The organism is Herpetosiphonaceae bacterium (assembly GCA_036374795.1).
Taxonomy (GTDB): Bacteria; Chloroflexota; Chloroflexia; order Chloroflexales; family Kallotenuaceae; genus LB3-1.
On sequence record DASUTC010000197.1, the window covers coordinates 26,348 to 46,632 of the forward strand.

The window sequence follows — 20,285 nt, forward strand, 5'->3', positions numbered from 1 at the left end:
CTAGGCTGCTGACTGAGCTTCAACCGCACGGCTCACTCCTGGAAGTGTAATCGTGAATAGGCTGCCCTCGCCGGGTGTGCTCTGCACGCCGATCGCGCCTCCCTGGCGCTCTAGCAGCTCGCGGGTCATCACCAGGCCCAGGCCCAGACCGCGCAGGGCCGTATTGATGCTATCCGCGCTGCGGCTTAGACGTTGGAAGAGCTGAGCCTGCTCTTCTGGGGCGATGCCCGGCCCGTAATCGCGCACCGCCAGGATCACATCGTCGCCCTCGGCGTAGGCGCTGATCTCGACGGGAGCGCCGTCGCCGTATTTGAGGGCATTGCCCACGACTTCCTCAAGCGCCACCTGGATCATGCGCGCATCGGCCATCACCGCCGGAAGGTTGCCCGGCAGATCGACATGCATCTCAACCCGCGCGTCGGCGGCGGCGGATTGCAGCGAGCGGATCGTGCCTTGCAGGGCAATTTGTAGCTCAGTCGGCTGAATGTTGAGCTGTAGGCTATCTGTCTCAAGATTGGCGACGATCAGCGCCTTATCGATCAAGCTGCTCATCGCGCGGCTTTGCCGCAGCGCCGTCTCGGCAAGCTCGCTCTGGACCGGCGAGAGCTGCCCGCCGATGCCTTGCCGCAGCATATCGACAGCGCCCTGGATCGTGGTCAGCGGCGTGCGCAGCTCATGCGAGATCAGCGCGATCAGGTTGGTCTTGGCCTGATCGAGCGCGGCCTCGTCGGTGATGTCGTGCAGCACAATCACCTCGCCGGAAAGCCCGTCGTCGGCTGCCGGTAGGCGCGCGCAGGTGACGCGCAGGATGCGTCCGTATGCCTCGTAGCGATCCGGCGCGGCGGCCAGCGCCGCGCCGGATCGCGCCAGCGGCTTGAGCGGAAGCTGATCGAAGTGGTAGCGCCGCTCAGCCCAATCGTGCAGATCCAGCAGCGTCTCGGCTGCCGCGCTCATCAGCACAATCTGACGCTCGGCATCGCAAACAACCACACCATCGGCGATGCTCTCCAGAATGACCCGCCGCCGATCGCCCTCCGCCTGGATCGCTGCGTACAGCCGCGCGTTATTGAGCGCGGGCGCGGCCATGCTGCCGATCGCGGCGAGCGGAACCATGACCGACTCATTGATCGCGCCGGGCGCTGCGTGCAGAAAGAGCAGCAGACCGACCAGCTCATGCTGAACGGTCAGCGCCATGCAGCAGATCTCGGCGATACTGCCGGGCAGCGCCAGCGCTTGCAGGCGCGGGTCGTTCGCCGACATGACGCGCGGCTTGTCTATAGATCGCGCCAGCGCCAGAATCGCCGCGCTATCCCTGGCGGCGTGCTGACTCAGCCCGCGCCACCGCTCGGCGGCGCCATCGTCGAGGTAGCAGCGCCAGCCGTGCTGCTCGTTGAGCAGCGCCATGACCTGCGCACCGGGAACCAGCGGCTCGACAGCGGCCTGTGTCTGGGTAAGAATCGCGGTGGTCTGGATCGAGGCGCTGAGCGTGCGGCTGGTTTCGTACAGGTGCAGCAGCCGCTCGGTCATCTGGTTAAAGGAGCGCGCCACCACGCCGATCTCGTCGCGGCTGGCGATCGTGCTGCGACGCCGCAGCTCGCCGTTGGTGACGGCGCGCGCCGTGTTGGCGAGATGTTGCAGCGGATGGGTGATGCGCTGCGATACGCCCACGCCCACGCCGACGACCGCGCCGATCAGCACCATCGTCAGCGCGACCAGCGGCAATCGTCCAGCGGCCCAGGTATCGACGATGAACTGGCGCGACACGCCCACGGAGAAGAAGCCGTTGGTCGCCCGCCGAACGCGCAGCGGGCTATAGGCGAGCTGATACTCGCGTCCGTTCAGGGTGGTGCTGTCCTGAAGATGGAATGGCTCGGCGGACGACTCTTTCGCCCGAAGCTGCGCGAGCAGCGGGGCAGGGATCGCGGGCGCGACTGAGCCGCTCGGTAGCACCTGGGTGGTGGCGACCGCGCGGCCCTCGGCGTCGTACAGGGTAGTGATGCTGGCCTGGCTGTTGCGCTGCAACTGCTCAAGAAGCTGATCGAGCGGCAGCCCGACCATCATGCCGCCGATCACCTGCCCATCCTGGCGTACCGGAGCTGCCGTGTAGAAGTGGTGATCGTGAAACGCTGAGAACTTATCGCCCAGCGCATCGCTGCGGCCTGCGACGATCTGCTGCACCAGCCACCAGCCTGGCAGATCGCGAGCCTGGAAGTTGCTGGGCGCGGCATCGACGCTGGAGCCTGCTGGACGGTCCCATGCGAGAAGCGGCTGCCCGCGCCGATCGAAGACGACCAGCGCCTCAAGCCGCGCGTTGGCCCAGTGAGGCCGGAGCAGGGTGTTCAGCGCCGCCTGATCGCCAGCCAGCAGCGACTCGGCAACGCCTTGCGTAAAGACCATCGCGCGCAGTTGCGTAAGCTGCTGATCCTCGGCGGCGACCAGCGCATCGCTTGTCACCTGTCCCGCCTCGATCAGCCGGTTGTCGATTCGCTCCTGAAGCGCTCCTACGGTCAGTCGTACTGTTACAAAGGTCATGGCGATTGCAATACAGACCACCACGACCAGATAGGGCAGGATGATTTTATTGCTTATGCGAGATGTCAGGATGTGTAGCCCTCGTCGCATACAAGCCAGATCCTTGGAGTAGCATGTTCTGGTGAGTTGTATTCTCACAACGGATGCGAAACCTACTCCGCCTTTATGAGGGTACCACAGACGCGCCTTATCGTGGAGGGTACTACGGTCCCAAAGTCAAAGCCCCTATCGCGCAGAATGCCCTGCTCTCCTGGTACGTAGCGATGCGGCGGCTCGCGGCGTTGCCCTGGCGTGGTTTCAAGTTTCAAGTTTCGGCCCTCGCTCCGGGCCGGGGTACCATGCCCACAGGGCACCCGTATGGCACCCGGTTCTTTGTTCTTTGTTCCTTCGTTTGTTCTTTACCGAAATGATCGGCAGGCGATACGCATGCCGGGAGACAAATGCTGGTCTGTCTCGCGTAGCACGTACCGCCTGCCAGGTACACAGACTATCCCTATTTAGCTGTTGGACTCTCCGCTCTGCTCATCCTGCTCCGTCCGGCGCGCGCCTGGGCTGTTGCGGGTCTGCCCTTCGTGCTGCTGGTACTCCCGTCGCTGATCGCCCTTCTCGGCACCAGCGCCCTTGCCTTTCTGCTTGGTTTCGCCGGTATCGCCGCCGCGCTCGCCTTTTGGATCTGGTCCTTGTGCCATGCGCTTCTCCTCCTTGCTCTGTAGAACCCTGGCGCTCATGCTGCACTAAACATGCCAGCAGCCGAAGGCGCCAATCAGCGCGGCAGAACTGTCACCTGCTCGACCACATACGGCAGCGCGATCGGCTGTCCCGCTTCGTCGGTGAGCTGCCAGGGCTGGCCTGTTGCCGGATCGTACACCGCCAGCAACAGGCTGTAGGTTCCGGGCGGAGTTGCCCGATCGATCGGCAGCGCTACGATGTCCTCATAGATCTTTGGCCCCGGCTTCCAGGCCCAGAACGGCGCGCCCTCCGGCCCGACCGGCTTGTCGAACTGGCCCCACTTATGCGTGGCGGCATCGACGAGCTGGAGCGACATAAAGGGCGTGCGCGGCTCTGGCCGCGTCATCTGCCACAACACCTTGACTTCAAGCGGCTCGCCCGCCTTGGCCTCCATCGGCGCGACGATCCCGCGAATCTTGAGCGACTCGACCGTTACGCCACGCGGATGCGGCAGCCGCTCGTAGAGCATCGCGCTCGGCAGCGGATACTGCCGATACTCACTGGCAAGGATCACCGCCTGCTCCACGGTGGTCGGCGCGCGGGACGGAGCGAACACGGCCTGCGGAGCCTGCCTGAGCATCGTCATCACGGCGTCTCCGTCTGCTGCGGGCGCTAGCGGCGCTTTCCGCACAAGCACCTGCCACAGATCGCGCCAGATCGAGGACGACCAGCTTACGGACATGCCCGGCACGTGCATATAGCTGTCGATCAGCAGGCGACCATCCGGGGCGCGCATAAAATCCCGATCGCTGAACAGGTTGTAGAGCGGCTCGAAGCTCATCATTGGCTGCTCGGCTGCGGTGCGTGCCCGAATCCGCTCAGCGCTGGCCGGAATATCCCACGAGGGGCCGTCTGCGGGGAGCGAGCGCAGTTGCAGCACGACCAGCGGAAGGAGCACAAGGATCGCTACCGCGAGCGCCAGGCCCTTGCGCCAGGGTGTCGAGATGCTTAGCGCGGCGATACCGCCGCCACAGAGCGCGAGCGGAGCCATGAGCTGGCTGACATAATGTAGATAGAAGACCGGGCTGTTCATCAGGATCAGCAGCACGAGCGCCAGCCAGGTCAGGACGAGCGCCCAGCCCAGCGAGGGTAGCGCGCGCCGACGGAACACAACGATCGCGCCGAGCACCGCGACCAGCACCGTCAGCACACTCGCCGGGGCGGTAACAGCCAGCGCCGTCCGATCGATCGCCGAAACGTCGTGCGGCGCGCGCAAGATCTGAGCCAGCACGGTCTGCCGGATCAGGTTGTCCCAGCCCAGGGGGAGCGACACGAGCAGGCATAGCGCCAGGACCAGCAAACTACCGCCCAGGATCGTCGCGGCCATCCGCCAGCGTCGATGCGCTCCGAAGCTGATCAGGATCGCTACCAGGATCACCACGCCCACGTATTTAGTCGTCGCGGCCAGCATCGCGCACGCTCCGGCAGCCAGGAGCCAGCCTGTAGCGCCGCGCCGAGCGCCATACAGCGCGCAGCCCAGCGCCGCAACAGACCAGCAGTTCAGGCCAGTCTCAAGCCAGACGTGCGTGCTGTTGCGCCCTGCGGCTCCGTCGAGCAGATACAGACCGGCGGCGAATGCTCCGATCCGCCAGCCGCCTAGCTCGCGCCCGACCCACAGCATCAGCAGCGCCGTCACCACGTCGATCAGCGCGGTCATTCGCCGCGCCGCGATGAGCATGGCCGGTCCGGTGTCGCCGATCGCTACCGCAGGCAGCAGCAGCGCAATGCCGGTCGGCGGGTGCGACAGCCATACATCGCGGTAGGGCAGGTTGCCTTGCAGCCAGACCCGCGCCGCCGACACATAGACGCCCTCGTCGTAGTCGAGCGTCCAGACTAGCGCCGCCTGCGCGCTCCAGAGCGGCGCGAGCCGAATCCATAGACCTGCACCGAGCGCCGCCAGCAACAGCGCCAGCCAGATCGCGCTGATGGATTTCGAGCGCATCGCAGGTGCTGTGTCAGGATCGGTTGAGCGGAGCAGCAGCCCAAGAGCGCCAAGTAGCGGCCAGAGCCAGGGATAGCTGAAGACAAACGACTCGAGCGGGCCGACGATCTGCTGGTAGCGCGCGAGGCCAGCCTGGGCTTCGACCAGCGGGAGGCCATGTCGCAGCAGGCCATAGGTCCAGGCATATCCGGCCTGGCCGATCAGCAGGGGCAGCCGTCCAAGCACTACTATGCCGATCGCGGCTATTACCAGACATGTCCGCGCCAGCCATGCTTGCGCAGGAATTAACGTTCTATCTCGTCGGGCTGTACCCACAATCATCCTCTGAGGGAGCGATTAACCGAGCGGTAACACCGTAGCGATCCGCTCGGATACGTCATCGGCGGGGCATTATAAACGAAAGAGCGGCGTACGGCGCGCGGAGCAAGCAGGTGGCTTGACGGCAGAGGTATTCTGCTTTGCCAGCACAATGGTCGAATGTTTCGCTCCCACGGTTTGCAGGAGGCATAGCTATGACATTTGATGCCTATCTGACGGGCAGAAACGCGGCTGACTACGCCGATTTTCTCATTCCGCACCTGGCACCAGACGTTCGGCTCCTTGATGTCGGTTGCGGAGGCGGAAGTATTTCTGTGGGTTTAGCCAGGCTGTCGGGCAACGTCATTGGGGTCGATCTGGACGCTGAGGAGTTTGCGGATGCTCGGCAGTACGCTATGCAACAGGGCATGACAAATGTGGAATTTCGGGTTGGTAGCGTGTACGCGCTGGATTTTCCGGCTGAGCATTTTGATGCGTGTCTGTGCCATTCCATGCTGGAGACGCTTGATCGTCCGCTTGATGCGCTTGAGGAAATCAAACGCACGCTCAAACCTGGTGCTGTGCTTGGCGTCGCCTGTGTCGAGTATGGCGGCCTGATCCTGGCTGGACCGAACGAGCAACTCCTGCGCCGATTCTACACGGTTCGCGAACGCCTGTGGCAGCTTGATACCATGTCCGACCCGTATCGTGGCCGCGCGCTGCGCGGTCTGCTACGTAGCGCCGGATTTGAGCGTGTGGTCGCTTCGAGCAAATACTTCTGCTATGGCACGGACGATGCGGTGAAGTCCTTCGGGAGAGCACGGGCAGCCGATTGTCGCGATGAGTGGTACGCCAGCGCGGCCCAAACGTATGGGCTTGCCAGCGCCAGCGATCTCGATGCCATGGAATACGCCTGGATGGAGTGGTCGGAATCAGCTACGGCGTATGCCGCGTTTGCGTGGTGTCGGGCGATCGGATGGAAACCATAGTTTCCAAGCAACCATAGATAGCGGAGCTTGTGTGAGAAATAGCTGGACTGGCCGCATTGAGGCCAGTCCAGCTAACTTCGGTATCCTACTAAGTACGCGCCTACACGTCCAGGTTACGCACCTCGATCGCGTGGGTCTGGATGAAGCGCTTGCGCGGCGGCACGTGATCGCCCATCAGCATGTTAAACGTCTCGTCGGCCTGCTGCGCGTCTTCCAGCGTCACCTGGAGGATGATCCGGTTGGCCGGGTTCATCGTCGTCTCCCAGAGCTGATCGGGATTCATCTCGCCCAGGCCCTTGTAGCGCTGCACCTCGGCCTTGCGCCGATCTTCAGGCGCGATCTTGCTCAGGTACTCATCCTTCTGGCGATCAGAGAAGACATAGACGGGCTGCTCCTTGCCGTACTTGATGCGGTACAGCGGCGGCTGCGCGATGTACAGGTGCCCGCTGTTGATCAGCTCGCGCATGTGGCGGAAGAAAAACGTCAGCAGCAGCGTGCGGATATGCGCGCCGTCGGTATCGGCGTCGGTCATGATGATGATGCGATGGTAGCGCAGCTTGGTGATGTCCATGATGTCGCCGATGCCGATGCCCATCGCCGTGATCAGCGCGCGTACCTCGTTGTTCGCCAGCATCTTGTCCATGCGAGCGCGCTCGACGTTCAAGATCTTACCGCGCAGCGGCAGGATCGCCTGGAAGCGGCGGTCGCGGCCCTGCTTAGCGCTGCCGCCTGCCGAGTCGCCCTCGACGATGTACAGCTCGCAGCGCGCCGGATTGCTGTCTGAGCAATCGGCTAGCTTGCCGGGCAGCGAGAAGCCTTCCAGCGCGCTCTTGCGCACAGTCTCGCGCGCGTGCTGCGCGGCCTTGCGGGCACGTGCGGCGAAGATCGTCTTCTCGACGATGCGCTTGGCATCGCCCGGATTCTCTTCGAGATAGGCCGCGAAGGCATCGCTCAGCGTCGCCTCGACCGCTGTCTTGGCCTCAGGATTGACGAGCTTCTCTTTGGTCTGCGACGAGAACTGCGGATCGACCAGCTTGACGCTGACGACCGCCGTCAGCCCCTCGCGCACGTCGTCGCCGGAGAGGTTTTCTTCCTTCTCCTTGAGGATGCCCTTGGCACGCGCGTAGTTGTTGATCACGCGGGTCAGCGCCGTGCGAAAGCCCGTCAGATGCGCGCCGCCGTCGGTGTTGTTGATGTTGTTGGCGAAGGCATAGACTGAGTCGCGATCGTAGCTGTCGGTGTATTGCAGCGCGATCTCGACGTTGACCTGATCGACGGTGCGCTCGACGTAGAACGGCAGCTTGTGCAGCACGTCCTTCTCTTTGTTGAGATGCCGCACGAACGAGACGATGCCGCCCTCGAAGTAGAACGAGGTTTCCAGATCGTCGCGCTCATCCAGAAAGCGGATGCGCAGCCCCTTGGTCAGGTAGGCCATCTCGCGGAATTTCTGCGCAAGCTGCTTGTAGACATAGTCGATCTCGCGGAAGATCGTCACGTCGGGCAGGAAGCGCACGAAGGTACCCGTCGCCTCGGTGGCGCGCACGGGCTTGACATTGGCCTTGGGCACGCCGTGATGATACTCCTGGCGATAGACCTTGCCGTTCTGGCTAACCTCGATCATCATCCAGTCGCTCAGCGCGTTGACCACCGACAGGCCCACGCCGTGCAGACCCGCCGAGACTTTGTAGCCGCCGTCACCGAACTTACCGCCGGCGTGCAGCACCGTCGCCGCGAGCTCCAGCGCAGACTTGTTGTGCTTTTTGTTAATGCCCACCGGAATGCCACGACCGTTATCGCGCACCGACACCGAGTGATCCTTGTGGATGATCACGGTGATCGTATCGGCGTAGCCTGCCAGCGCCTCGTCGACCGAGTTGTCGACCAGCTCGCGGATCATGTGATGCAGGCCGTTAATATCGGTCGGGCCGATATACATGCCGGGCCTCTTACGAACCGCTTCCAGACCCTCCAACACGGTGATTTGATCTGCACCGTACGTATTTGTTGCAGCAACGGTCGCCATTGATGTGTTTCCCCTTACTTCTAAACTCCGGCTCAGTTACGCTCGTCGCCCGATCCGGCTCAAGCGGTCTCGGTAAAAAATCAAGTGTGCGGCGGCCAGTCCGCAGCTTAGATAGGCGCTGCCGATCATCGCCACCACCAGGCCAACCTCGGATGTTGATAGCATCTGCCAGATCACATTCATGCCGCTCATGATCAAGCGCCCGATCAGATACAGCCCGATCGCGCCCCAGAACGAGCGCTGCACGATAAACAGGCTGGTCAGCAGCGCGCGGATCGGCCCAACACCGCTGAAGATCGCCGCGTCGAATGAAAAGTAGGCCGTGAACAGCAGCCATACGAAAAACGCGAACCACAGACTCGCCACCAGCGAGCCGAGCGCCGGGCTGATCAAGGAGGCAAAGCTCATCAGCAGGCCGAATGGAATCGCAAACAGGAGCAGAATGCCCAGCACGATCAGCACAATGCCCAGCAGCGACGCGAATGCCTTTGCCATGCGCCCTGCGGTTGGCCGTGGCATGGCGTCGCCCCGGACGATGTCAGCGAGCGGCATCAGGTAGAGCAGCGTCACCAGCAGCGCCAGCAGGTTGAGCAGCGTCACAGCCGCCAGCAGCATCGCGACGCTGCTGATCTGCCATGTCACCGAGGTGAGCGGCGGCGGCGTAACCGACGGCAGCAGTGTTTGGGCGGTGGGGAGCAGTTGAAGTTGACCAAGGTTGAGCGGAACACGCGCCGCGCTCAGTGGCTCGGCCATCTGCTGGCGTAGCATCTCGCGGGCTTCTGGGCCGCCGAGCGCTCGCATCAGCGCGATGAAGCGATCGATGAGCGGCTGGATCGAGATCCGTGGCCCCAGCCAATAAAACAGGTCGAGCACGAACAGGATCGGCACCACCCAGAGCCGTCGGTTGACGGCCTCGAACCCCTGCGTGATCGTCTCGATCAGCGATGGTGGACGTGCGGTTTTTGAGGCATTCGTATGCTGCATACTGTGTTTATTATACCACGACCAAGCCCTAAAAACCACTACTTGACAGAACATTGGTGCGACTGATATACTAACAACACTCGCACATATTTGCTGAAAGCACCCCGCGCAGGCCATCAGGTCGGCGGTGGTGGAAAGGATACCGCCGATGGATGGTCTGTCGCAACGTCAGAAAAATATTTACACCTATATCCAGCAGTTCATGCATAAGTTCGGCTACCCGCCCGCAATCCGCAACATCCAGAACGATCTCAATATCTCTTCGACCTCGGTGGTCGCCTATAACCTGCGGAAGCTGGAAGAGCGCGGCCTGCTGGTGCGCGATCCCAAGTTCGCCCGTGGCATGAAGCTGCCACCGGCGGAGGTCGAGCCAGCGCCCCCGGTTTCCGGCAATCACCGCCGCGTCGGGCTGGTCGGGACGATCTCGGCAGGCTCGCCGATCCCGTTGCCGGATCAGGGCGAGGCTGATGAGTACGTCGATGTCCCGGCGGAGATGCTGCCGGAGCGTCTTCAGGATGTGTATGCGCTGCGGGTCAAAGGTAACTCGATGATCGACGCGCTCATCGCCGATGGCGATCTGATCCTGATGCGCTACACCGAGCAGGTCGAGAACGGCCAGACGGCGGCGGTGCGCGTGGTCGATCGCAACGAGGTGACTTTGAAGAAGATCTACTTCGAGGGCGATAAGGTCCGCTTGCAGCCTGCGAACCCGACAATGGAGGCGTGGACAGAGGATGCCACGAATATCCAGGTGCAGGGTCGTGTGGTCGGGGTTGTGCGCTCGATGCTGTAGGTGCGAGAGGATGAATGTAGAACCGGCGAGGTCTGACACCTCGCCGGTTTTGCTTTAACCTCCAGAAGGGGGAAATGTTTGGGGAACTCGCCCACTCCCGCCTGACGGCGCGCTACGCAGGCTTCGGCGTCACGCCGAGGCCCGGCCCGTCCGGCAGTGTTAGCCGCGCGCCTTCAAAGCGCAGGCCCTCGAACGGATCATTGGCGATCAGCAGCGGACCGTCGAGATCGACCCAATCGACCAGCCCCGCCAGATGCGCGGCGGCGGTCGCGCCCAGCGACGTTTCGATCATACAGCCGAGCATGATCGTCAGGCCGCAGCTACGCGCCGTGTGGATCGCCGCGAGCGCCCCCTGAATCCCGCCGGTTTTCATCAGCTTGATATTCACACCATCGACCGCATCGGCCAGCTTCACGACATCGCCGGGCGCTTTGACGCTCTCATCGGCGATGATCGGCAGCGGCAGACGCGCGCGCTTGAGCGTACGGAAGCCTTCCAGGTCGTCGGCGGCGAGGGGCTGCTCTATTAGCTCGACGCCAAGCTCGGCAAGCTGCGGTATCAGATCAAGTGCCTGCGGGACCGTCCAGCCAGCGTTCGCGTCGACACGAATGGTCGCCTGGGGCGCGGCCTCACGGATCGTGCGGACGATGTCGAGATCGCGGTTGGTGCCGAGCTTGACCTTGAGGATCGGAAACGCGGCGGCATCTCGGACCCGCGCGACCAGCTCATCGGGCGCGGTGATCGCAATCGTGAACGAGGTCTGCCGCAGCGGCAGCTGGCTCAGGCCGAGCAGATGATAGACGGGACAGCCCAGGCGCTTGCCGAGCGCATCGTGCAGCGCCAGGTCGACGGCGGCGCGCGCGGCGCGGCTTCCTGTGAGGCGCTGGAGCAGCCAGGTGATCGCCGCCGGATCGTCCAGCCGCGCAAGCTCGGAGCGCCAGCCCGCCAACGTCTCGGTCACGGCCTCGGCGCTCTCGCCGTGGTAGGCCACGGGCGCGGCCTCGCCCAGGCCATCGCCGAGATGCAAGAGCACGTTGCGGCGGCTATCGCTGGCTCCATGCGCGATATGAAAGGTATGGCGCAGGCGCAGCTCGATCGTCTCGTACGCGATCCGCATCACTCGTTCGCTTTGAGGTAGCGCCGCGCGCCGAGGAAGCGGCGATCGAACGTGGGCATGAAAAACGGCGATTGCGGATCGAACGAGCCCCAGATCACGCCGCCGCCGCGCCAGCTCGAATGGATGAAGTCGGTGCGATTGAGCGCCATGCCGACGTGTGTAACGGCCAGATCGGGCGCTCCGCTGATGATGTCGGCGTTGGACTGGCGCGTATCGAAGAAGATCAGATCGCCGAACTCAAGCGCATCGAACGCCACGGGCATGCCCTCCAACGCCTGCTGATCGGCGTCGCGGCGCAGATGGATGCCGATCAGGCTATAGATCATCTGCACCAGGCCGGAGCAATCGTAGCCAAACGGCGTTTTGCCGCCCCACAGGTAGGGCACCCCGATCAGCGCGTGCAGCCACGGCTCAACGGTTCGCAGCGCAGAGGTCGTGCCATGCGGGATCTCGCCCTGCGGGATCAGATCGGTGCTAGCCACCCAGCGGAGCTTGCCGTCGGGACAGCGGATGCGCTGCATCGGCCCGTCGTGGCCCTCGACGGCGAGACGCGCGCCAAAGGGCAGCAGCGCGACCTGCTCGTGAGGCTCGGCGGTGGGCTGGGCGTAGAGCGGCGTCAGCGGGCGCTTGATCGTATGCGTGATCTGCTGGCGATAGGTCTGCGCGGCCTCCATCGTACACATATGCAGCGGCTCGACGTGCATCCAGCCGAGGTAGCCATCGATCAAGCGAACGAACGCCCAATCATCCTGGTAGCGCAGCACCTCGATCGGCTCGCCGTAGAGCGTCTGCGAGACGCGCTCCGAAAAATTATCAGCCTCGCGGCGCAGATCGGCAACCGCGCGGAGGTTAAGTGCCCAGCCATAGTCAGGCCCCGTGACCAGCGGCGTGAGCTCGTCGCGCCAGTTAACGCCGGGCGCTTGCACACGCAGCGCATGCATAAAGCCATCGGCAGCCTGACGATCCAGCACCGCGCCACGGATGCGAATGGTATCCTGATGTTGATCGACGCGGATATCGCCCAGCGTGAGGCGCGAGTCGCGAAAGAGCTGGTGGCGCGCATGCTCAACGATGTCGAGGGGTGTTTGGGGCATCGAAACCTCCAGAAGCTGAAAGAGTAGCAAGGGGCGGGAGCGTGTTGTCGACGACGCGCTGGCCGTGCTTCCAGACGTAGAGCACGGGATTGACGCCGAAGCGATAGGCCAGCTCGCGCTCGTCGGCCAGATCGAGCAGCACCAGATCGGCCTGCTTGCCGGGCTCAAGCGAGCCGACCTGCGCGCCCAGTCCGAGCGCATGAGCGGCGTTGATGGTAGTCGCGTTGATTGCTTCGTGGGGCTGTAGGCGCAGGAACCGGCAGCCGAGCGCCAGCAGCAGCGGCAGCGACTCACAAACGCTGGTGCCGGGGTTGCAATCGCTGGCAAGCGCCAGCGCGCCTCCGGCGTTGATCAGCGCCCGCGCTGGCATATGCTGGCACTTGCCCAGGCCGATGGGCGTGCCCGGCAAGGCCACGGCAACCACCCCCGACGCCGCGAGCGTCTCGACCTCGGCCTGGCTGGTGGCGACCAGATGATCGACGGAGGTTGCGCCAAGCTCGACGGCCAGGCTGGTGCCGCCGAGCGCCTCGAACTCGTCGGCGTGCAGCTTGAGCGCAAAGCCCAGGCCCCGCGCACGCTCTAAGATTCTTCGCGTCTGCGCCAGATCGAACGCGCCGGGCTCGCAGAAGACATCGCAGAAGAGCGCCGCCGATGCGTTTTTCTTGGGATGGACCATATCGCTATCGCGCCAGGCGGCGGCCACGGTCGGCAGCATCTCCTCGACGACCAGATCGACGTAGGCGGCGGGCTGCCGCGCGTACTCGGCGGGAACCGCGTGCGCTCCCAGGAAGGTCGGCACGATCGTGCAGGGATGCGTGGCGTCCAGATGGGCGATGACTTCGAGCATGCGCAGCTCGGCGGGTGTGTCCAGGCCATAGCCCGATTTGATCTCGACCGTCGTGGTGCCGTGACGCAGCATGCGGTCCAGCCGGGCACGAGTCTGCTCGATCAGCGCGGTCTGCGGCGCGGCGCGTGTGTGGCGCACGGTCTGCATGATCCCGCCGCCCGCCGCCATCAACTCCTGGTAGGTCGCGCCCGCGATGCGCCGCTGAAAATCCTCGATGCGATTGCCCGCGTAGCAGGCATGCGTGTGCGGATCGACAAAGCCTGGCATCAGCACGCGCGCGCCGCCGTCGAACCGATCGCGGGGCGTGTAGCGCGTCTCAAGCTCGGCGCGTGGCCCGACGGCGACGATCCGGCCTGCGTCGATCGCGACCGCGCCCTGGTAGATCACACCGGCATCGGCCAGGGCAGATCCGCGCCTGGGGCCGCCCGGCGAGGCACAGGTGACGACGCGCTCCGCCGTCAGCAGTAAGTCGATGGTTATCGTCTGTGGCTCCACGATTGTCACCGCGATCAGCGCTTAGAGGCCAGAAACCCGTGCAAACCAGTAGAGCGCCGCGTAGGCGCTGCCCAGGCCCAGGGCGACATACACAAACGAGACGATCACCTGAAGCGGCGACACTGAGCGCAGCCGCGCCCGCGCGGGCTGTTTCGTGACGATCCGCTGCCCGCGCCAGTAGGTAACTTTGGTGCTGCCGAGGACGCTGCCGCTACGACGCCAGGGCTCTAGCCCGGCCTGAATCGCCCAGCCAGCGCCAATGGCTAGCACGGCAATATTGGTGAGAGCGTTCCTTGAAAGGAGCAGCAGTATTAAAAAAATGAGGGCGATCCAACGCCAATCGATATTCGTCGTATTCACAGCCAATCCTTTATCTCCTGGTAGGATACCATATAGAGATGGTTAACGTCGAGATGCGGCTGACGCCAGCAGGAAGGAGTTTATTGTATGCGGGATGCGCTGATCGGCTATTTGGAGAGCGTCACGTTTGCGACGGAGCTCGCCGCGTGGGCGGAGATCGAAACATGCTCGTATGATCCGGTCGGCCTGGCGCAGTTTGCCGAGGTACTGACCGACCGATTCACCCAGCTCGGCGCGGAGGTAGAGCCGGTCGGCGAGATGCATCTGCTTGCGCGCTGGTCCGGCGTCGGCAAGCCGCTGCTGCTGCTCGGCCACTTCGACACAGTCTATCCACGCGGCACGCTGGCGGAGCAGCCGGTCGAGCGGCGCGGCAACAAGCTCTTCGGCCCCGGCGTGGTCGACATGAAGGGCGGCCTGCTGATGGGCTGCGTGGCGATCGAGGCGCTGCAAGCCATGAAGCGCTTCTGGCGGCGTCCGATCTGGTTTCTCTGCACCTGCGACGAGGAGATCGGCAGCCCAACGTCGCGGCGGCATATCGAGGAGCTTGCGGCGCAATCCGAGGCGGCGCTGGTGCTGGAGGCGGCGGCGAACGGCGGTGCGCTCAAAACCGCGCGCAAGGGTGTCGGCCTCTACGAGCTGTCGATCACGGGCCGCGCTGCGCACGCGGGTGTCGCGCCGGAGCAGGGCCGCAACGCGCTGCTGGAGCTGGCGCATCAGATCATCTGGCTGCAAAGCCTGAACGATGCCGAAAGCGGCACCACGGTGAATGTCTGCACGGCCAGCGGCGGCACGACGGCCAACGTGATCCCGGCGGAGGCGCGCGCCGAGATCAATTTGCGGGTGCGCACCTTTGCCGAGGCGGAGCGCATCGCCCAGGCGCTCGCGGCCCGGCAGCCCGTGGGCGAGGACGTGACGATCAGCTTCAGCGGCGGTCTTAACCGGCCACCGATGGAGCGCACCGAGCAGATCGGGCGGCTGTACGAGCACGCGCGGCGTCTGGCAAACGAGCTAGGCTTCGACATCGACGAGGCCGCGACGGGCGGCGGCTCCGACGGCAACTTCACGGCGGCGATCGGCGTTCCCACGCTCGACGGCCTGGGTCCGGTCGGCGGCGGCGCGCACGCGCTCACCGAGCATGTCAACCTGGATGCATTCGTGCCACGAACGGCCCTGCTGGCGCGGCTGCTCGAAACGCTGTGATGTGCGTCGCCGCTCCGACGATTGCGAGAGGAAGCCGCTCATGCGTCGGCTGATCGGGCTGCTGCTGGCGATCTATCTGTTCATCTATGTCTTTGCGGTGCCGATGCTGATGTTCGCGCTGGTGCCGTCCTGGGGCACGTGGATGGGCGGCTTTCTGCTGATCATGCAGGGCAGCCTGCTGACGCTGTGGCTGGCGGCTAACGCTGGCGGGCGTGGGCTGCTCGCCGCCGCGTGCATTGCGATGCTATCCTGGGCGGTGGAGCATATCGGCGTCACGACGGGCGTGCCGTTTGGTCGGTACAGCTACACCGACGTGCTGGGCTGGAAGCTGGGCGGCGTGGTCCCGCTGCCGATCCCGTTTGCCTGGCTGCTGGTCGTGCCCGCCGCGATCGGCGCTGCGCGGGCACTGCTCCCGGCATCCGCGCGCCGCCCCGGCTGGCTGCTGATTGGCGCGCCGCTGCTGGCGCTGGCGCTCGATCTGCTGCTGGAGCCGGTCGCGGCCTACGTCACGGGCTACTGGCACTGGCTGGACAGCGGGCCATACTACGGCGTGCCGACGGCCAACTTTATCGCCTGGGGAACAACTGCGCTGGTGCTGACGCTGCTGACGCTGGCGCTGTGCGGGCGGCGGATCGTCGATGCGGCGGTGCTGCCTATGGTGCCCGCGCTGCTCTACATGCTCAACCTGTTCCAGTTCGCGCTGGTCGATCTGGCGTATGGCTACGTGCTGCCCGCGCTGCTGGGCCTGATCGTCCTGCTGATCGCGGCGTGGCGCTGGCCGTTTAGGGGCAGGGGGAACAAGCGAACGAGCGAGCAACAACCTTAAGCCTGTGTGCGTCGGTTCGTTGGTTCGTTGGTGCTTCTCCGGCGCTTCCCCCGCACCCGATCCCAGACGACGTTGACCGAGGCGCGGCCCTGCAAGATCGTGCGGTAGTGTGCGGTCGTGCCGTCGATCGTGTCGGCGTGAAGCTGCTCGACTTCACAGAACAGGCGGCGGTCCATCTCGCGTTGCAGCGCTTTCACATCGTACTCGCCCGACACGACGTGAGCGGGACCGAGCCGCACCAGCGCTTCGGGCCGCTGCTCGTCCAAAAACTCGAAGCGCAGCGCCATCGGGATGCAGCGCACGGGCGCGGCGCGTCTGGCGATATGCGCGGCACCCGCATACGTCACCAGCGGACGGCGATCATTGGGCGTGATCAGGCCCTGGGGAAAGATCCAGAGCGCGCGGCCAGGATGGCCTCGGAGCAGATCGGCGGCGTACGCTACGGAGCGCAGGCCCTCGCGTGGATCATGGCGATCCACGGAGAAGACGCCGCAGTAGCGAAAGAAGCCGTAGCGGGCAAGCTGCGGCTCCTCCATCATCAAATATCCGGGGCAGCGCCAGTGCTCACGTGCGAGCAGAAAGGCGATATAGCCGTCCCACCACGACGGATGGTTGGCATAGATCAGCGCGGGCAGATCGGGCGTGAAGCCTGGCTCGGCGCTCCACAGCGCCACCCGCTGAAAGGCGCGGCGCAGCGCTGGGCGTACCAGCGTGCGATAGATCAGCGCCTCGATCAGTGGGGTTTTTCGCGCGGTCAGCCGTGGCTGCATGAAGGTCCAAGTTTCAGGTTCCAAGTGCCAAGTTCAAGGCTCTCCGTTTGTTCCTTTGTGCGCCCAGAGCGCACCCGGTTCTTTTGTTCTTTCGCTTAGTTCTTGGTGTGCCGGGCGCCATGCCGGGGTACCATGCCCAAAGGGCACCCGGTCTGGCACCCGGCTCTTTGTTCTCGGTTAAGAAGCGCCGTCGATTGCGTTAGTCGGGAACTTGAGCTGACGCACCAGCGCGGGTAGGATCTCGCCCGACTGGCCGATCAGCGACCAGTCGGCCATGACGCTGATCGCGGTCTGCTCGGTATTGATCTCGACCACGTTCGCGCCCATGCGCTTGGCAATCAGCGGCAGCCGGGCCGCAGGCTGAACCACCGCCGAGGTGCCGATCGACATGAACACATCGCAGGCCGATGCGGCGTCGATGGCCGTGCGTAGCGCCTGCTCGGAAATGCCCTCGCCGAACCAGACCACATCGGGCCGCAGCGGGCCGCCGCAGTAGGGGCAGCGCGGTGGGATCTCGCCGGTTTCAGGCCACCACGAGACGGGATGCCCCTCCTCGAAGCATTTGGTACGCGCGATGTTGCCGTGCAGCTCGATCATGTCGCGGCTACCGGCGAGCCAGTGCAGGCCATCGATATTTTGTGTCACCAACAAGAACGTCGGCAGCGCCTGCTCCAGATCGACGAGCGCGTAGTGGGCTAGATTGGGACTGGCCTCCTGGATCAGGCTTCGCCGCCAGGCATACCACTCCCAGACCAGGCGCGGATTGCGGGCGAACGCCTGCGGTGTTGCCAGCTCGCGCGGATCGTACTGTGCCCACAGGCCGGTCTGGGCTTCACGAAACGTCGGCACGCCGCTCTCGGCTGAAACACCAGCGCCGGTCAGCACGACGACACGCTCGGCAGACGCAAGCTGGGCGATCAAATCTTCGGGAATATGCACGGGCATAGGCTGCTCCAACCTCGTTAGTGATGATGTGAAGGATAGCTACTCTTGTTCAAGATTATTCTGCAAATTGGCAATCCAGCCGCTCGTCGCGTTGTCGAGGGTGATCACCGGCAGCCACTCATACGGCCCGCCCTGCGGATCGGGCTGGGCAACGCCAATCTGTTGAAGACGCACGCCCGGCTCAAGCACGCGAATCGGCGGGTTATCCTCGGTAGCGCCTGGCCGCTCCCGCAGATTTGTGGGCGCGATCACACGGTACGACGCAACCACGCTACCGGGATCGCGGAGCCAGGACGGAATAAAATCGTTCGGGTCGGGCAGTTGGCGGCTGATCCACTCGCCCACGTCGATCTGCTGAATCCTGCCCGTGGTGTAGTCGACGGCGTAGCGCAGGCCAAGGTAGCCGCCGTACAGCAGCAAAAAGACGAAAAGCAATTGCAGGCTGCGCTTGATCAGCGCGCGCTGGCAGCCCTGGCGGCGAACCTCGCGGCGGACGTGGTGCTGGATCTGCTTATCGAGCGTGCGCTGGTCGAGCGGCGCTGGTCTGGGGCGGACAACCGTGCGCGTCTCCGGCGGCGGCTCGGCGATCACTGGCGGCGGCGGCGGCGGCGCGATAGCAGGCGCGGTAGCTGTCTGCGCGCGGCGACGCGGCAGGCGCAGGCGGGAGGAGCGCTGCTCGCTGATGGTCGTCGGATCGTTCCAGGCGTGAGGCAGCGCGGCGAGCCGCCCGGTCTGGGCGGTGGTCGCGTCCGCATAGTGATCGAGGGCACGGCCAAAATCGGTGGGCGTTGGGTAGCGCATGCCGGGATCGACGGCGACCGCTTGCGCCACGATGCGGTCAAGCTCCGGCGAGAAGATTGCCGGACGCGCCTGTGAGATCGTTGGAAGGTCGCCCTGACGCTGCTGCCGCGCAATCTCGTCGGGGGTCGCGCCGCCGAATGGCCGGTGCCCGACGAAGGCTTCCCAGGCCAGGAGGCCGAGCGCATACACGGTAGTGGCGGGTGATGGCGGCCCGCCCGTAAGGCGCTCCGGGGCACGATACGGCGCAAGCTCGAGCGGGATCTGGCTCGTCGGAACATGCCAGCTCTCGACCAGCAATGTCCGGCCACCGGGCAGCAGCCAGACGTTGCGGCTGCTGATCGGCGGGTGGGGCACGCCCTGGGTCTGGGCCAGCGCCACCGCCCCGACGATCGTGCGGACGGCGCTGAGCGCCTCGCTGGCGGAGATCATGCCAGCCTCGGCCAGCGAGCGGCCTGCAATATCTTCCGTCACCATGTAGGGCCGCCCGCCGACATCGCCCGTATCGTAGACGTCCAGCAGGCCGGGATGCGTGCGCTGCGCGCCGCGCTGAGCTTCTTCTTCAAACCGCTGGCGCAGATTCGGCTGCTGGACCAGCTCGGCGCGCAGCAGGTGGACCAGGACCTTCCGCTTGAGGCGCTCGTCTTCGGCGTGATAGACCGTCGCCAGACGGCTCTCGCCCAGGCGGGCTAGAATCCGGTAGCGTCCATGCAGTAGCGGTGGAGTTGTCGGCGAAGCAGCGCTCATCAGGCTCTTACTGGATTATCACCGGGGCGCACACTCGCGCACAGCATCGCGAGATTATAGCATTGCCTGAGAGCCGATGCAATGGCGATCCAGCATCGCTTGCCGCCGTGATGGCACCAGATTGCGGTTGCAAATTCGCGTATTTTTCGTTATACTGCAAGCCGATCAGGACATCGTAATACGCGCTATGGCCCCGTAGCTCAGTGGATTAGAGCACTGGTCTTCGGAACCAGGTGTCGGGGGTTCGAATCCCTCCGGGGTCGCCACGCGAAACGCCGCATGCCAATGCGGTGTTTTTGTTTGTCAGGAATCGCCGATAGCCATGTTGACAGCCCCTAGATTTGGATAGCGACTTCAACAAAGCGTTTCTTGACATTCATACGCAAGGATTGTACTATTTGCACCGTTACCCCCCAATTTCCGCGTCAGAATCCTATTCGTTTACAGTTGTTAACTTTTAAGCTGGCATTGAGGACATTTTTGTCGTAGATCGGCGTGCTTCCCTCACACGTCGTATGATGTGTTTTTCTTGCCATCCGCAGCCAATAGTCCTGGTAGGAGCATGCAGCGTTCGCTCGCATGGCGCCGTATGTTCTGCTGCTTGCACACCATTGGGTGTGCCACTCTTTTTTGGATGAATCCTTCGAGCCTACCAACAACCTGCAGCCGGCTGCTCGTATGTGTCGTCCAGCTCAAGTAGCTACTACGTAGCGCCATATATCCGCCTGGCGCGTCTAGGCGCGGGCGTTCCCAATCATTTCCCTTGCTGATACAGAATCTCATGCAAGGTTGTCCAA

General features: G+C 64.1%; 16 protein-coding genes and 1 tRNA gene. 5 read left to right on the forward strand and 12 right to left on the reverse strand.

Features of this window, described 5'->3' with window-relative positions; translation table 11 throughout:
* The 3 genes from VFZ66_14675 to VFZ66_14685 all read right to left on the reverse strand — a co-directional run bounded on the left by VFZ66_14675 (position 1) and on the right by VFZ66_14685 (position 5,518).
* Positions 1–2,622, reverse strand: coding sequence for a cache domain-containing protein (locus VFZ66_14675; protein ID HEX6290431.1), 2,622 nt, complete (start codon positions 2,620–2,622; stop codon positions 1–3).
* Between the two features lie 407 nt (positions 2,623–3,029).
* On the reverse strand, positions 3,030–3,221 hold the full coding sequence (locus VFZ66_14680) for a hypothetical protein (protein HEX6290432.1): 192 nt from the start codon (positions 3,219–3,221) through the stop codon (positions 3,030–3,032).
* 74 nt (positions 3,222–3,295) lie between these two features.
* Positions 3,296–5,518 (reverse strand): hypothetical protein, encoded by a 2,223-nt coding sequence (locus tag VFZ66_14685; protein HEX6290433.1) that lies wholly within the window; start codon positions 5,516–5,518, stop codon positions 3,296–3,298.
* Between the two features lie 197 nt (positions 5,519–5,715).
* On the opposite strand from VFZ66_14685, the gene VFZ66_14690 reads away from it, so the two are divergent.
* Complete coding sequence (locus VFZ66_14690; protein ID HEX6290434.1) at positions 5,716–6,489, forward strand: methyltransferase domain-containing protein; 774 nt, start codon at positions 5,716–5,718, stop codon at positions 6,487–6,489.
* A 100-nt stretch (positions 6,490–6,589) separates the two neighbouring features.
* Here VFZ66_14690 and gyrB read toward each other — a convergent pair whose 3' ends face one another.
* Together gyrB and VFZ66_14700 are read right to left on the reverse strand one after the other, a co-directional pair.
* Positions 6,590–8,512, reverse strand: a complete 1,923-nt coding sequence (gene gyrB / locus VFZ66_14695) for a DNA topoisomerase (ATP-hydrolyzing) subunit B (GenBank protein ID HEX6290435.1) — start codon at positions 8,510–8,512, stop codon at positions 6,590–6,592.
* Positions 8,513–8,548: 36 nt separating this feature from the next.
* Positions 8,549–9,496, reverse strand: coding sequence for a hypothetical protein (locus VFZ66_14700; protein ID HEX6290436.1), 948 nt, complete (start codon positions 9,494–9,496; stop codon positions 8,549–8,551).
* Between the two features lie 148 nt (positions 9,497–9,644).
* Between VFZ66_14700 and lexA the strand changes: the two genes are divergently transcribed.
* Entirely contained in the window at positions 9,645–10,289 is a 645-nt protein-coding gene (gene lexA, locus VFZ66_14705; protein HEX6290437.1) for a transcriptional repressor LexA, read from the forward strand.
* Positions 10,290–10,401: 112 nt separating this feature from the next.
* Here lexA and VFZ66_14710 read toward each other — a convergent pair whose 3' ends face one another.
* The 4 genes from VFZ66_14710 to VFZ66_14725 are packed head-to-tail and all read right to left on the reverse strand — an operon-like array spanning position 10,402 to position 14,202.
* Entirely contained in the window at positions 10,402–11,406 is a 1,005-nt protein-coding gene (locus tag VFZ66_14710; protein HEX6290438.1) for a dipeptide epimerase, read from the reverse strand.
* Positions 11,406–12,500 (reverse strand): C40 family peptidase, encoded by a 1,095-nt coding sequence (locus VFZ66_14715; GenBank protein HEX6290439.1) that lies wholly within the window; start codon positions 12,498–12,500, stop codon positions 11,406–11,408. Before VFZ66_14715 ends, VFZ66_14710 begins: the two co-directional genes overlap by 1 nt.
* Entirely contained in the window at positions 12,472–13,842 is a 1,371-nt protein-coding gene (gene hutI, locus VFZ66_14720; GenBank protein ID HEX6290440.1) for an imidazolonepropionase, read from the reverse strand. The genes VFZ66_14715 and hutI overlap by 29 nt, the downstream gene beginning before the upstream one ends.
* A gap of 21 nt (positions 13,843–13,863) precedes the next feature.
* Positions 13,864–14,202: a hypothetical protein gene (locus VFZ66_14725; GenBank protein ID HEX6290441.1), complete on the reverse strand. Its 339-nt coding sequence runs from the start codon at positions 14,200–14,202 to the stop codon at positions 13,864–13,866.
* Between the two features lie 87 nt (positions 14,203–14,289).
* On the opposite strand from VFZ66_14725, the gene VFZ66_14730 reads away from it, so the two are divergent.
* Positions 14,290–15,402 carry a M20 family metallopeptidase gene (locus VFZ66_14730; protein ID HEX6290442.1) on the forward strand — a complete coding sequence of 371 codons (1,113 nt, stop codon included), beginning with the start codon at positions 14,290–14,292 and terminating at the stop codon, positions 15,400–15,402.
* Between the two features lie 40 nt (positions 15,403–15,442).
* The gene (locus tag VFZ66_14735) at positions 15,443–16,228 is read left to right on the forward strand and encodes a carotenoid biosynthesis protein (GenBank protein HEX6290443.1); all 786 of its coding nucleotides are present in this window, start codon (positions 15,443–15,445) and stop codon (positions 16,226–16,228) included.
* Here VFZ66_14735 and VFZ66_14740 read toward each other — a convergent pair.
* The 3 genes from VFZ66_14740 to VFZ66_14750 form a co-directional block, all read right to left on the reverse strand.
* Positions 16,225–17,022 carry a lysophospholipid acyltransferase family protein gene (locus tag VFZ66_14740; GenBank protein ID HEX6290444.1) on the reverse strand — a complete coding sequence of 266 codons (798 nt, stop codon included), beginning with the start codon at positions 17,020–17,022 and terminating at the stop codon, positions 16,225–16,227. The genes VFZ66_14735 and VFZ66_14740 overlap by 4 nt on opposite strands.
* 153 nt (positions 17,023–17,175) lie before the next feature.
* Complete coding sequence (locus VFZ66_14745; protein ID HEX6290445.1) at positions 17,176–17,943, reverse strand: NAD-dependent deacylase; 768 nt, start codon at positions 17,941–17,943, stop codon at positions 17,176–17,178.
* Positions 17,944–17,982: 39 nt separating this feature from the next.
* Positions 17,983–19,488, reverse strand: a complete 1,506-nt coding sequence (locus VFZ66_14750) for a serine/threonine-protein kinase (GenBank protein ID HEX6290446.1) — start codon at positions 19,486–19,488, stop codon at positions 17,983–17,985.
* 189 nt (positions 19,489–19,677) lie between these two features.
* Between VFZ66_14750 and VFZ66_14755 the strand changes: the two genes are divergently transcribed.
* Positions 19,678–19,754 (forward strand) — tRNA-Arg (locus VFZ66_14755).
* Positions 19,755–20,285: the final 531 nt, after the last annotated feature.

Coding starts and splice junctions, on each gene's coding strand:
- lexA (HEX6290437.1), top strand. CDS start 9,645: ATGGATGGTCTGTCGCAACGTCAGAAAAATATTTACACCTATATCCAG.
- gyrB (HEX6290435.1), bottom strand. CDS start 8,512: ATGGCGACCGTTGCTGCAACAAATACGTACGGTGCAGATCAAATCACC.
- VFZ66_14750 (HEX6290446.1), bottom strand. CDS start 19,488: ATGAGCGCTGCTTCGCCGACAACTCCACCGCTACTGCATGGACGCTAC.
- VFZ66_14700 (HEX6290436.1), bottom strand. CDS start 9,496: ATGCAGCATACGAATGCCTCAAAAACCGCACGTCCACCATCGCTGATC.
- VFZ66_14730 (HEX6290442.1), top strand. CDS start 14,290: ATGCGGGATGCGCTGATCGGCTATTTGGAGAGCGTCACGTTTGCGACG.
- VFZ66_14745 (HEX6290445.1), bottom strand. CDS start 17,943: ATGCCCGTGCATATTCCCGAAGATTTGATCGCCCAGCTTGCGTCTGCC.
- VFZ66_14735 (HEX6290443.1), top strand. CDS start 15,443: ATGCGTCGGCTGATCGGGCTGCTGCTGGCGATCTATCTGTTCATCTAT.
- VFZ66_14710 (HEX6290438.1), bottom strand. CDS start 11,406: ATGCGGATCGCGTACGAGACGATCGAGCTGCGCCTGCGCCATACCTTT.
- VFZ66_14715 (HEX6290439.1), bottom strand. CDS start 12,500: ATGCCCCAAACACCCCTCGACATCGTTGAGCATGCGCGCCACCAGCTC.
- VFZ66_14675 (HEX6290431.1), bottom strand. CDS start 2,622: ATGCGACGAGGGCTACACATCCTGACATCTCGCATAAGCAATAAAATC.
- VFZ66_14690 (HEX6290434.1), top strand. CDS start 5,716: ATGACATTTGATGCCTATCTGACGGGCAGAAACGCGGCTGACTACGCC.
- VFZ66_14680 (HEX6290432.1), bottom strand. CDS start 3,221: ATGGCACAAGGACCAGATCCAAAAGGCGAGCGCGGCGGCGATACCGGC.